Here is a 13,007-nt window from a genome sequence, read left to right on the forward strand (position 1 = left end):
ATCTTACACCTTCGTCATATTCTGCTGCCAGCGGTCGGGAAGAGCCCCGAAACGCGCTTCTACGGCAGCGTATTGTGGCGCGAGCAGCTCAGCGAGCCCTCGGCGTCGTGCGTCATCAAGTCTTAAAGCAATGCCAACATAGGACGGGCGACCGACCTTCGCAGGATGTTCCGAAATACCCAAAAACTTACAGAAAGCATCCATCATGTTTTGCGAGAACATATTCTCAAAAAACATCACCAAGCGATTGCTTTCGGGCACATGCCGCTCCAGCTTATCAAGGGTCGCCGCATAGTTGCTCCGCTCAAGCGTGCCATGGCGACCCTTCACAAGCAGGCGATCAACCGTATTCATGCAAAGCTCGGCAACGGACTCGCCTTCCTTGGCTTTTTTATTGGAATTCATCCGAATGTTGGACCACAAACGATCCACGGGATCCCGCATAACGTAAACGAACCGCGTGACCGGCATGGCCGTGACAAGGCGCGCAAACCACGTATCCGACAACATGCCATAGGAAGGCGTGATATCGGTGGCAACCTTGGCCCCCGTGCGAGCAATTTCAGACGCGAAATACCGGCGGTAGGTCTCAAGCCCCTCGGAGCCGCCCTGCACATATATCGCGCGCAAATCTTCCAAGCGGCCAATGCGGCGCAAAATGGGGCGTTTTTTATCGGCGGGGGCTTTGGACAAGCGATCTTGCAACGATTGGATTTCAGAACCGATGGTTGCCTGCATCCCTTCGAGGGAAAACGCAACTTCCCCCGACAGGCTGTCGAAATAATGCAGTTCTTTGCGTGGTGGCGTCACGGCTTGCGGATGCGACACAAGATAGTCGTGCAGCCAAGTCGTGCCAGACTTGGTCGCTCCTACCCCGTACAAAAGTGTCGCCTCTTGCGCCATTATTAGCCTTTAGCCTCAGGTGATTTTTCATCCCCCGGCAGGATGTATTCCGCACCCTCCCATGGCGACATGAAGTCAAATTGACGGTATTCCTGCACGAGGCTTACCGGCTCATAGACAACGCGTTTTTCAACTTCGTCGTACCGCACTTCGGTATAGCCCGTTGTCGGGAAATCCTTGCGCAGCGGAAAGCCGCGAAACCCGTAGTCCGTCAAAATACGGCGCAAATCGGGGTGCCCCGCAAACAGAATGCCGAACATGTCATAGACTTCGCGTTCAAACCAATTCGCCGCAGGATAGACAGGAACGATCGACGGCACCATCTCGTCCTCGCGCACCATTACACGCAAACGGATGCGGTGGTTTTGGTACATCGAGAGGAAATGATACACCATATCAAACCGCTTTTCGCGACTTGGGTAATCAACGGCCGTGATATCAACCAAGGTCGAAAAACGGCAATTGCGATCTGATTTAAGGTATTCCACCAGACCCACAAGCGCCGCAGGGGCAACGTTTACCGTCAATTCGCCGTGCTCAACCGCATAGGAAATCACGCAATCGGGACGGTTTAACTCAAGGAGCGCACCAAGTTCATTCAGAGCTTCAGACATCAGGCCTACCTTACGATCGTGCCAGTACGGCGGATTTTGCGTTGCAATTGCAGGATACCATAGAGCAACGCCTCGGCGGACGGTGGGCATCCCGGAACATAGATATCAACCGGTACGATGCGGTCACATCCGCGCACAACCGAATAGGAATAGTGATAATAGCCGCCGCCATTCGCACAGGATCCCATCGAGATCACATAGCGGGGTTCGGGCATCTGGTCGTAAACTTTGCGCAATGCAGGGGCCATTTTATTGGTCAGCGTCCCCGCCACAATCATCACGTCCGACTGGCGCGGGCTGGCGCGCGGCGCAAAACCATAGCGCTCAACATCATAACGCGGCATCGCGGTGTGCATCATCTCAACCGCACAACAGGCCAACCCGAAGGTCATCCAGTGCAGCGAGCCTGTGCGGGCCCAATTGATAATATCCTCGGACGACGTGAGCAAAAAGCCTTTATCTTGAAGCTCCGCATTCAGAGCTGCGGCCGCCACGTCTTTATCAACGCCCGCCGTGTTTTGTGCTGTACTTAGGCCCATTCCAGCGCCCCCTTCTTCCATTCATAGGCAAAGCCGATGGTCAGAACCCCAAGGAACACCATCATCGACCAAAACCCAACCATCCCGACATCCTTAAACGCCACCGCCCAAGGGAACAGAAACGCAATCTCAAGGTCGAAAATGATGAACAAAATGGCGACAAGATAGAACCGCACATCAAATTTCATCCGCGCGTCGTCAAAGGCATTAAAGCCACATTCATACGCACTCACTTTTTCAGGGTCGGGATTCCTTACCGCAAGGATCACCGCCGCGAGAATCAAAACGATCCCCAACGCAACGGCAATCGCCAAGAAAACAAGGATGGGGAGGTATTCTGAAAGTAGCTCTTCCACGTTTGGCTCCTTTGAAGGCGTGTTGATTTATGCCTTTTAGCTCATGGTGGTTTACTCTTGCCTAATGGCTTGGTCAACCAACGCGACACACTCTTTGTGCTTGTTTAAGCGGATTAATTGTCACAGAGACTTGAAATCTCGTCGCCCGCCCTACGGGAGAGAGTACCCAACAAAAAAAGTCAGAATTAAGGGTGGCAACTAATCACTGGAGCAGCAATCAATTAGGTGTACGCTAAGTCTGGAACTCCCGAACAAGCGCACGACTGTAAATCCCTAGTTCGGATCTAAATAATCTTTCAACTTCTTCTGGCGTTTTTGCAGGAACTCCATTGTCTTCCTTATGCTTCGAAAGAAAGTTGGTTATCCTAAATTTCATTATCCCAATAAAGTCTTGCTCATCCTCAACAATAGTAAAAAGCTCACTATCACTGCGCGAAAAATCCAACGCGATTCCAACAAGCAACTGAAGATAAATCCACATAACAAGCAATTCCCTGTTGCGGCCAAACTCGAAATGCACTCCATTTCCCGGCATGGTTAGATCAAGGAGAGACGATCTCGCAATCTGGTGCTCTCGAATTATTTCCACCAACAATTTGTGAAATTTGGGATCATCCGTGACTTCTAATGTTTCACGCAACGTAGTTCTGGCTTCCTCTGAAATCGCTGTGACCAGTTCGAGCTTTTTCCATTTTTGGTCTCTTGGTTCCCGATCAACGGCGGGCTTCAGTACATTTTCCAACCTATTTGGATTGCCAGCTAGCAGTTCCAAGAGTGCAACGTCGCATGTTGCGTATATTTGGCTAAGTGCTGGCGGTAAAAAAGCGCGTGCCGCGGCAAACCTTCGTCGGCGCGCCTCCGCCGCCATTTTTTGTTGGTTCTCAATTCCCGCGACCACGCCTTTAACGGCTATATGGGAGGCTAAGAGAGTGACACCAGCCGCCCCTAGGAACACTAAAAGTCTTGGGCGTTCCGCGCCAACGACATCTTCCAAGCCCCATAAATCGCCCAAAACCCAAGTGAGGCCAAGTGCTAGAACCTACCCAACAAACATCCCTAGAGGAAAACTCAACATCCATTTCATCGCCCGTCACCAATTCTTTCAATCAATACGAGCACACTGTGGCGGTGTTAAAAGTTTAGCAAGTCAAACAACCCACCCCGCCGCCCGCTTCTCAAAAAACGCCGCGATGCCTTCGGCGCTCTCCGCCCCGTCCCAACACGCAATCAGCGCATCAATACTCGCGTCAATCGCCGCCGCATCAATCACTGGCCCAAACTGTCGCGCCAAAGCCTTCGCCGCCGCCACCGATTTCGGCCCACAGGCCAAATAGGGCACAACTTCCGCTTCAACCGCCGCGTCCAAATCCTGCGCCGCCACAGCCTGCGCCAAAATCCCCAGCGTCACCGCCTCGGCCCCCTGAAAAATCCGCGCATTCATAAACACCCGCCGCGCCATAGCTTCGCCCATCCGCGCCAGCACATAGGGCCCAATCGTCGCGGGAATAAGACCCAACTTAGTCTCCGTCAGGCCAAACTTAGCGCCCTCAACCCCAATCGCAATATCGCAAACACAGACCATCCCAATGCCACCGCCGAGCGCCGCGCCTTGAATTTTCCCGATCAACGGTTTGGGCATCGTATTGAGCGCTTGCAACATATAAGCAAGTTTCGCGGCCTCACGTCGACGGGTCGGCGCGTCAGCGGCGATCTGTTGCTGCATCCAGCCCAAATCCCCCCCGCACAAAAGCTGCGCCCTGCCCCCGTAAGCACCACAACCCGCACCGCGTCATCCGCACCGAGCATGCCTGCTGCCCGCGTGACCTCGTCAATCATCTGCGCGGAAAGCGCGTTGTGTTTATCAGGTCGGTTCAACGTCAGCGTCGCCACACCGCGCCCGTCCGTCTCAATCGTAAGGGTCTCAAACATGGCTATCTCCTCGCATCCTATGCGCCATTGCGGCGGCCTCGGCCAAAACATCCATGTTCAAACCCGTCTCATATCCCAACGCCGCCAAATGCCGCGCCAAAGCCTCGCTCGCCACATTCCCCGCCGCTCCGGGCGCATAGGGACACCCGCCCAGCCCACCAACCGCGCCGTCAAAGACCCGCAAACCACGCTCCAGCGCCACGGTCACATTCTCCAACGCCCGCCCAGACGTATCGTGGAAATGCCCCGCCAAATGCCGCGCATCCGCCACCTCAAGCACCGCCGATAACATCGAATCCACAGCTTCCGGCGTGCCCCGCCCAATGGTATCGCCCAGCGACACCTCATAGCATCCCATCGCCAGCAATTGCGCCACAACCCGCGCCACAGACGCCGGCGCGGTCGCGCCATCATAGGGGCACTCCACCACACAAGACACATACCCCCGCACCGGAATGTTCGCGCCGCGTGCCGCTTCGGCAACAGAGGCAAACCGCGCCAAACTCTCCGCAATGGAACAATTGATATTCGCCTGCGAAAACCCCTCGCTGGCACTGCCAAAAATCGCAATTTCATCCGCCTTGGCCGCCACAGCCCCCTCAAATCCGCGCATATTGGGCGTCAACGCCGCATAAGAAACACCATCCCTGCGCGCAATCCCCGCCAAAACCTCCGCCGAATCCGCCATCTGCGGCACCCATTTCGGACTAACAAAACTTGCCACCTCAATGCGCTTAAACCCCGCACCACTCAGGCAATCCACCAATGCGATCTTGTCCCGTGTCGAAATCTGCGCTTTCTCGTTCTGCAACCCATCTCTCGGTCCAACTTCAAAAACCTCTGCGCGGTCCATCATGTTCCTTCCTGAACGGGATAAAATTCCTCTGGATACAAAAGCGTCGCGCCCTCTGGCGGTAGACTTGCCCGAAACGCCGCCCGCGCCGTGATCCGTTCATACCAGGCCTGAACGTTTTCAAACCCTTCCAAAGATTTGAAATGCACCGCCATATAAAGCGCCTGCCCCAATGAAATATCCGCCGCAGAAAACCCGCCGTCCAGAATGTACTCGCGCCCCTCCAAACGTGCGTTCAAAGCTTGATAACATTTGCCAAGACGTGCCGCTTCAAGCTTCATCACAACGGGGCTGCGCATCCAATCTTCATACAAAGCAATATGCTGCTGCGTAAGCGCCGCCGCATGCTGACTTATGGTTTCGCTAAAGTGCACCCAAACCAACCAATAGGCGCGCTCGCCGCAGCCCGCCGCGCGTCCAAGCCCTGCCTCTGGAAACACTTCGCACAAATATTCCGTGATCGCCCCCGTTTCAAAAAGGACCCGCCCGTCAATCTCAAGCGCTGGTACCCGCCCCGCCGAGTTGAGCGTCAAATACGCCTCCGAGCGCAGGTTTTTGCCAAACGCATGCTCCACAACCTCAAACTCCACACCCAACTCGTGCAACAGCCAAAGGCTGCGCATGGAGCGGGTCTGGTGCGCGTGATGAAGGCGGATCATGCCTCACCCGCCTCTTCCACAAGTGCAATCAACGGCGCGCCCGCAACAACTTGATCCCCCGCCGCCACAAAAACCTCCGCAATCTCGCCGTCCCGCGACGCTAATAAGGAATGCTCCATTTTCATCGCTTCCAAAATCGCCAAACGCTCGCCTTGCACGACCACCGCTCCCACCTTAACAAAAACAGCCTTCACCAATCCTGGCATCGGTGCAAAAACAATATCCCCCGCAGGCCCCTCCTGACCCCCGCGCGCCAAAGGATCCATCGCCTCAAACACATAGGTATTGCCAAAAAACACACTCAACGCATCGCCAAACCGCATGATCTGCGCTCCGGTTTTCTGACCATCTATCCACCACTGATCGCCCTTTTGCTCAACACGATGGGTCGCCTCTGCGACAGAGACATCAAATCGCCCCGCACCCAAAGTTACCACCCGCGCCTGCACAACCTCGTCGCGATAGGTAAACGCAACGTCTTGCGCCACACGGTCCCAAAGCGCAAAGCCCATCTCGGTGGATTTCTCCGTCGTAAGCCCCGCAAACCCAAGCGCCGCCAACGAACGCGTGCGCGAACAGGCAATCGGCTCAACCGTCAACGCCGCTAAATCCCGCCCGATCAGCCCCGTATCAACCTCACCGCGCTTGAAACCCGCGTGTCGCGTGAGTGCCTTAAGAAAGGCCAAATTCGTGACCAACCCCGCCACTTGCGTCGCCGACAACGCCCGCTCCAACTTTGCCAAGGCAATCTCGCGGGTCGCGCCATGCGTGGTCAGCTTGGCAATCATCGGATCATACCACGGCGAAATCTCGTCGCCCCCGCGCACCCCCGTATCCGCCCGCGCAAAATCCGGAAAACGCAGATGCGCAAGTCGCCCCGTTGCAGGCAAAAATCCAGCGGGCACATCCTCTGCATAGAGCCGCGCTTCGAACGAATGCCCTTGGATCGTCAGTTGCTCTTGCACGGCCGGAAGCCCTTCGCCCGCGGCAACGCGCAGCTGCCATTCCACCAAGTCCACACCCGTGATCGCCTCGGTCACAGGATGCTCCACCTGAAGGCGCGTGTTCATCTCCATGAACCAAAACCCGTCCGTGCGCAGGCCCCCTGACCCATCCACGATAAATTCGATCGTCCCCGCCCCCGCATAGCCAATCGCCTTAGCTGCCTTGACCGCCGCCGCCCCCATCGCCGCGCGTACAGCCGCCGTCATTCCAGGCGCAGGCGCTTCCTCAATCACCTTCTGATGCCGCCGCTGCAACGAGCAATCGCGCTCAAACAGATGTACCGCCTCCACCCCGTCGCCAAACACCTGCACCTCTATGTGGCGCGGCGCGGTCACGAATTTCTCGATCAACACATCCGCATTGCCAAACGCCGCCAAAGCCTCGCTGCGCGCGCTCTCCAATGCGTCGAAAAAACCCTCGGACGCTTCAACCAGACGCATGCCTTTGCCCCCGCCGCCTGCGACCGCCTTGATCAGAACGGGCCAGCCGATGGCGGCGGCCTCCTTGGCCAAAAACGCTGCGTCCTGATTTTTACCGTGGTACCCCGGCACGACAGGCACACCCGCCTCAATCATCAAAACCTTCGCTGCATCTTTCAGACCCATCGCGCGGATCGCCGCGGCCGACGGCCCGATAAACACAAGCCCCGCCGCTTCCACGGCTTCCACAAACTCTGGATTTTCCGACAAAAACCCGTACCCCGGATGGATCGCCTCGGCCCCCGTCTCCAGCGCCGCCTGAATGATCACATCGCCGCGCAAATAACTCTGCGCTGGGGCGGACCCTCCAATGTGAACCGCCTGATCCGCCAAGGCCACATGCCGCGCGCCCGCGTCTGCATCGGAATAAACCGCAACCGTCCGAACACCCATATCGCGGGCCGTTTCCATGACCCGACAGGCGATTTCCCCACGGTTCGCAATTAAGATCTTGCCAAACATTCAGCTCTCCAAAAACTTCGGGCCATGCCGCAAAAGGGCTGCCGCTTCATCTGTTATGTCGTCCACAATCCGCGCCGCAGACCGCACATCCTTCAGCAAACCTACCGCCTGCCCCACAAAGGTATTCGCCACGTCAACATCGCCTGTCGCCCATGCCGCTTTCCACTTCACAGCCTCACCTTCTGAATGCGCAATCAAGCCCGCCAAATCCCCGTGCCACTGCTCGGTAAACGCGTTTTTCAACACACGCGCGGTAAACCTCGGCGGCCAGTCCAACTTGCGCGCAATATCCATCACGCTTGAACGGATTGTCTCATCGCCCGTCGCCGCCATCGCCGCCGCATGCATGTTCGGATGCACCAAAGCTTCGTTACTTGCCCAAAACCGCGACCCAATCACCGCGCCCTCTGCCCCCAACATCATTGCCGCCGCAAGCCCGCGCCCGTCGGCAATCCCGCCAGCCGCAAGCACAACAACATGCGGCATATTCTTGGCCACCCAATCGGCTACTTCCGGCACCAAGGTCATGGTCGCGCGCGCCTCGCCATGGCCCCCCGCTTCCGCCCCCTGCGCCACAAGAACATCCGCCCCTGCACTGCATGCGGCCTGCGCATCCGCCAAAGTCGTGACCTGCGCGATTAACGGAACATGCGCGGCCTTCACACAATCTACATAAGGTCCAACATCGCCAAACGACAAAAACACCGCCACAGGATTCCGCTCAAGCGCCAGTTCCAAAACCTCGGGATGCTCGGCAAGCTTCCAAGTGATGAACCCAACACCAACCTTCGCGCCGCCAACCTTGGCAAATTCCGCCGCCATCCACGCCGGATCTCCATAGGCCCCGCCGATCAAACCAAGCGCCCCCGCCCCACTCACAGCCGAGGCCAAATCCCCCCCGCCGCCAGCGCCATGGGGGCCGAAATAATCGGAGTCTCCAACCCGAACATATCGGTCAATCGCGTCCTGATCCGTGCCATTCTGAAAATCCCTTCCCTCGCCTTCACCACACAAGATCTTGTGGCTCCCTCATTCAATTCCCCATGTCCAAAAACTTTAAACTCTTTAAAAACCGCCTATTTCAGAGTTTAAAAAGTTTAAAATTACATGCGGAAAATGCCAAAACGGGTCTCTTCAATCGGCGCGTTCAACGCCGCCTTCAAACTCAAAAACAAAACGTCGCGGGTTTTGCGCGGGTCGATAATTCCGTCATCCCAAAGCCGCGCAGAAGCATAAAGCGGATGGCTTTGCGCCTCAAACATATCAATCGTCGGCTGTTTGAAATCCGCCTCTTCCTGCGCACTCCATTCCCCGCCCGCCCGCTCAATCGCATCGCGTTTGACCGTGGCCAAAACCCCCGCAGCTTGTGGCCCGCCCATCACGGAAATTCGGCTATTGGGCCAACTCCACATAAAGCGCGGCTGATAGGCCCGCCCCGACATGCCGTAATTTCCCGCGCCAAAACTGCCGCCCACAACCATCGTTACCTTGGGCACATTCGTGGTCGCCACCGCCGTCACAAGTTTCGCCCCATGACGTGCAATTCCTTCGTTTTCATACTTTTGCCCCACCATAAATCCGGTGATATTTTGGAGGAAAATCAAGGGGATATTACGTTTTGAACAGAGTTCAACAAAATGCGCACCCTTTTGCGCGGCCTCCGAAAACAGCACGCCATTGTTGGCAATGATCCCCACGGGACAGCCCTTGAGATGGGCAAACCCCGTCACCAAAGTCTCGCCATAGCGCGCCTTGAATTCATCAAACCGACTGCCGTCCACAACCCGCGCAATCACTTCGCGAATGTCATAGGGCGTGCGCAAGTCAGCGGGCACGACCGAGAGCAATTCCTCCGGATCATAGGCGGGTTCTTCTGGCGTTTGCCACTTCACAGTGTCTGGCAACGAGAGGTTCAAATTCCCCACCGCTTGCCGCGCCAGCGCAAGCGCATGGGCATCATCCTCGGCCAAATAGTCCGCCACCCCCGAAAGGCGCGTGTGCACATCGCCGCCGCCCAAATCTTCTGCCGACACAATCTCGCCCGTCGCAGCCTTCACCAGCGGCGGCCCCGCAAGAAAGATAGTCCCTTGATCTTTAACGATAATACTGACATCCGCCATCGCAGGAACATAGGCCCCGCCCGCCGTACAAGACCCCATAACAACCGCGATTTGCGGAATACCCGCTGCACTCATCCGCGCCTGATTATAGAAAATCCGACCAAAGTGATCGCGATCAGGAAACACCTCATCCTGATTGGGAAGGTTCGCGCCCCCTGAATCCACCAAGTAAACACAAGGCAAACGGCACTCCGCCGCGATCTCCTGAGCGCGCAAATGTTTCTTCACCGTCATCGGATAATAGGTGCCGCCCTTAACCGTGGCGTCATTGCACACAACCATCACGTCTTGCCCCATCACCTGCCCGATCCCCGCAATCACCCCCGCACAGGGCGCCGCGTCATCATACAACCCATGGGCCACCGTCGCGCCGACCTCAAGAAACGGACTCCCCGGATCGAGGAGGTTGGCCACCCGCTCACGAGGTAGCATCTTGCCACGCGAGAGATGGCGGGCGCGGGATTTCTCCCCGCCCCCGGCCTCAGCTTTTGCCGCCGCCAAACGGATAACCTCCAGCGCCTCAAGATGGGCCGCACGGTTGGCCAAGGAAGCCTCGGAGTTAGGAAGAACTAAACTGTTTAACTTCATCGGATCCTCGTTTTGGCCTTTAAAGGCCTGTTATTGCGCCAAATTTTGCGAAAGCATGACATCGAGCGCCATGGCTTGCTGGCCAGTCATATTCATCACACAGGACGCATATGCAGGGCCTGCGCCGCTGCCCCCTGCCCATTGAGCGTATTCATACTTGCATGTATTGTCGCGAAAAACGATCCAGGCGCGCTGCATGTCACGCAAAGCAGTGGCCCGCGTGCCGCCAGAAGCCCCATCGGCCTGTTGATCACTTTCCCGCAATGATTGGTAAGAAAGGTTCAACAATCCGTCCCATAATTCGATTTCAGCCCCGAAACACGCGTCCATTCCGCGAGTGGAATACCCACCAGACGAGACTTCCATACATTGGTTAGCCGAGAGGCCAATACAGCCGTGGGGCTGGCCCATATCATCGCTTTCATAATAGCAGCTGAGCGACAAATCGGGACTGAATTCAATGTCTTGCGCCTGTGCGCCCCCAGCAATGAAGAATGTCACAAGAGATGCAATGACGGAAAATAAGCGGTTCATAAAATGCCTTTCAGGAAATTTGAAACATGAACCTACGTCATAGACGCCATCATTTCACGACCTATTAACATACGACGGATTTCGCTGGTGCCTGCACCGATTTCCATCAATTTTGCATCGCGGAAAAGTCGGCTCACAGTGCTTTCATTCATAAAGCCAGTCCCGCCCATCGCTTGTACCGCTTGGTGGGCCACGACCATCGCTTCCTCCGAAGAATACAGCACACATCCGGCCGCGTCCTGACGGGTAACTTGCCCGCGATCACAGGCCTTCGCGACTTCGTAAACATAGGCACGCGACGAGTTCATTTTGGTGTACATATCAGCGATTTTTCCCTGCATAAGCTGGAAATCACCGACAGGCTTACCGAATTGTTTGCGCTGGGAAATATAGGGCATGACCTCGTCCAGACAGGCGGCCATAATGCCCGTGTTGATCCCCGAAAGCACCACACGTTCATAGTCCAGACCACTCATCAAAACCCGCACTCCGCGCCCCTCTTCGCCAAGGACGTTTTCGAACGGAACTTCGACGTTTTCGAAAATCAATTCCGCCGTATTACTGCCCCGCATGCCCAGCTTATCGAAATGCTCGGAGGTAGAGAAACCGACCATAGTTTTCTCAATAATAAAGGCCGTCACACCGCGACTTCCAGCCTCAAGATCGGTCTTGGCATAAACCACAAGCGTGTCCGCATCGGGGCCATTCGTGATCCAGAACTTGGTGCCATTCAATGAATAATAGCCGTTCTTTTTCTCGGCCCGCAGCGACATCGACACAACATCAGAACCCGCCCCCGCTTCCGACATCGCCAAGGCGCCGACATGTTCGCCCGAGATTAATTTAGGGAGGTATTTTGCCCGCTGTTCCGGCGTACCGTTCAAATTGATTTGGTTCACACACAGGTTGGAATGCGCCCCGTAAGAAAGGCTGACGCTGGCGCTGGCGCGCGCGATTTCCTCAATCGCGATGACATGGGCCAAATACCCCATATCCGCGCCGCCAAACTCTTCGGGGACCGTTATGCCCAACAAGCCAAGCTCGCCCATTTCCGTCCACAATTCGGCGGCGAATTCATTTTTCGCGTCGACCTGCGCGGCCAACGGCTTGACCCGATCCTGCGCCCAACGGTGCACCATGTCGCGCAACGCATTTACATCTTCGCCTAAATCAAACTGCATTGTCGCGGTGAACATAGCTCTCTCCGAAATTTATTGAACACTTGTTCAGTTAATCAAAGAATACGAGTCGCGTCAAGCGCGCGCTAAGCAATCAAACGATCAACCAAACTGGGTAAATCGACGTAATGCTGTAAAATCGCATCCGGCTCCAATGACGACACCGCATCCCCCGATGGGCCAAAGCCAACAAGCACAATGGGCACCCCTGCGGCGCGCGCGGTATCACGATCTGTGATGGTGTCGCCGATCAGGATGGAGCGCTCAACAACCCCGCCCGCCCGCACAACGGCGGCGTGATACGGGGCGACATCTGGCTTACGCGTTGGCAATGTGTCCGCTCCGATAAGGGCATCAAATGCGCCGCGAATGCCCATGCGTTCCAGCAGGGATTGCGCCAAACCTTCGGGTTTATTTGTGCAAATCGACACTGCATACCCGCATGATTTCAAAAGTTCTACGGCTTCCATTGCGCCCTCATAAAGGGTGGTATGCGTATCAATATCCTGCCTGTAAGCTTCCAGAAGAACTGGATATTGCACATCAATCGCCGCGTCGAACCCCTCATGTTGCAAGCGCTCAAAACCAAGGCGCAACATCGCGCGCCCACCGTGAAACGCTGTGAGGGAATCCGCAACAGGGTCCAAGACATCGCCAAACCCTAGGCCACGAAAGCAGGAATTTGCCGCTGCAATCAGATCGGCACTGGTGTCCGCCAACGTCCCATCAAGATCGAAAACCACGCATTTTTTATAATCATTTGGCAATTTGTCGCCCATCCTTGTAAT

The 13,007-nt window shown here is 56.0% G+C and carries 13 protein-coding genes and 1 pseudogene; all 14 read right to left on the reverse strand.

Annotation, left to right across the window (positions count from 1 at the left end; genetic code table 11):
* Window positions 1-3: 3 nt before the first annotated feature.
* The 14 genes and pseudogenes from RC74_RS19915 to RC74_RS19980 all read right to left on the reverse strand — a co-directional run bounded on the left by RC74_RS19915 (window position 4) and on the right by RC74_RS19980 (window position 12,986).
* On the reverse strand, window positions 4-903 hold the full coding sequence (locus tag RC74_RS19915; RefSeq protein ID WP_039000544.1) for a sulfotransferase: 900 nt from the start codon (window positions 901-903) through the stop codon (window positions 4-6).
* A gap of 2 nt (window positions 904-905) precedes the next feature.
* Window positions 906-1,517 (reverse strand): NADH-quinone oxidoreductase subunit C, encoded by a 612-nt coding sequence (locus tag RC74_RS19920; protein WP_039000545.1) that lies wholly within the window; start codon window positions 1,515-1,517, stop codon window positions 906-908.
* Between the two features lie 5 nt (window positions 1,518-1,522).
* Window positions 1,523-2,056, reverse strand: coding sequence for a NuoB/complex I 20 kDa subunit family protein (locus RC74_RS19925; RefSeq protein ID WP_039000546.1), 534 nt, complete (start codon window positions 2,054-2,056; stop codon window positions 1,523-1,525).
* Window positions 2,047-2,412 carry an NADH-quinone oxidoreductase subunit A gene (locus RC74_RS19930; protein WP_039000547.1) on the reverse strand — a complete coding sequence of 122 codons (366 nt, stop codon included), beginning with the start codon at window positions 2,410-2,412 and terminating at the stop codon, window positions 2,047-2,049. The genes RC74_RS19925 and RC74_RS19930 overlap by 10 nt, the downstream gene beginning before the upstream one ends.
* A gap of 232 nt (window positions 2,413-2,644) precedes the next feature.
* Window positions 2,645-3,406 (reverse strand): hypothetical protein, encoded by a 762-nt coding sequence (locus RC74_RS19935; RefSeq protein ID WP_062628374.1) that lies wholly within the window; start codon window positions 3,404-3,406, stop codon window positions 2,645-2,647.
* A gap of 153 nt (window positions 3,407-3,559) precedes the next feature.
* Window positions 3,560-4,341: pseudogene (locus RC74_RS19940) on the reverse strand (crotonase/enoyl-CoA hydratase family protein).
* Window positions 4,334-5,197: a hydroxymethylglutaryl-CoA lyase gene (locus tag RC74_RS19945; RefSeq protein WP_039000552.1), complete on the reverse strand. Its 864-nt coding sequence runs from the start codon at window positions 5,195-5,197 to the stop codon at window positions 4,334-4,336. The pseudogene RC74_RS19940 and the gene RC74_RS19945 overlap by 8 nt, the downstream one beginning before the upstream one ends.
* Window positions 5,194-5,853: a glutathione S-transferase family protein gene (locus tag RC74_RS19950; RefSeq protein WP_039000553.1), complete on the reverse strand. Its 660-nt coding sequence runs from the start codon at window positions 5,851-5,853 to the stop codon at window positions 5,194-5,196. Before RC74_RS19950 ends, RC74_RS19945 begins: the two co-directional genes overlap by 4 nt.
* The gene (locus RC74_RS19955; RefSeq protein ID WP_039000554.1) at window positions 5,850-7,799 is read right to left on the reverse strand and encodes an ATP-binding protein; all 1,950 of its coding nucleotides are present in this window, start codon (window positions 7,797-7,799) and stop codon (window positions 5,850-5,852) included. The genes RC74_RS19950 and RC74_RS19955 overlap by 4 nt, the downstream gene beginning before the upstream one ends.
* Window positions 7,800-8,813, reverse strand: coding sequence for an NAD(P)H-dependent flavin oxidoreductase (locus tag RC74_RS19960; protein WP_335339557.1), 1,014 nt, complete (start codon window positions 8,811-8,813; stop codon window positions 7,800-7,802).
* 89 nt (window positions 8,814-8,902) lie between these two features.
* Window positions 8,903-10,507, reverse strand: coding sequence for a carboxyl transferase domain-containing protein (locus RC74_RS19965; protein WP_039000577.1), 1,605 nt, complete (start codon window positions 10,505-10,507; stop codon window positions 8,903-8,905).
* A 30-nt stretch (window positions 10,508-10,537) separates the two neighbouring features.
* Window positions 10,538-11,041 (reverse strand): lysozyme inhibitor LprI family protein, encoded by a 504-nt coding sequence (locus RC74_RS19970; protein WP_052274630.1) that lies wholly within the window; start codon window positions 11,039-11,041, stop codon window positions 10,538-10,540.
* Between the two features lie 32 nt (window positions 11,042-11,073).
* On the reverse strand, window positions 11,074-12,237 hold the full coding sequence (locus RC74_RS19975; RefSeq protein WP_039000578.1) for an isovaleryl-CoA dehydrogenase: 1,164 nt from the start codon (window positions 12,235-12,237) through the stop codon (window positions 11,074-11,076).
* A gap of 68 nt (window positions 12,238-12,305) precedes the next feature.
* Window positions 12,306-12,986 (reverse strand): HAD-IA family hydrolase, encoded by a 681-nt coding sequence (locus RC74_RS19980; RefSeq protein WP_236939990.1) that lies wholly within the window; start codon window positions 12,984-12,986, stop codon window positions 12,306-12,308.
* Window positions 12,987-13,007 lie beyond the last annotated feature (21 nt).

Origin of the sequence: Falsihalocynthiibacter arcticus (assembly GCF_000812665.2) — a bacterium.
Taxonomy (GTDB): domain Bacteria; phylum Pseudomonadota; class Alphaproteobacteria; order Rhodobacterales; family Rhodobacteraceae; genus Falsihalocynthiibacter; species Falsihalocynthiibacter arcticus.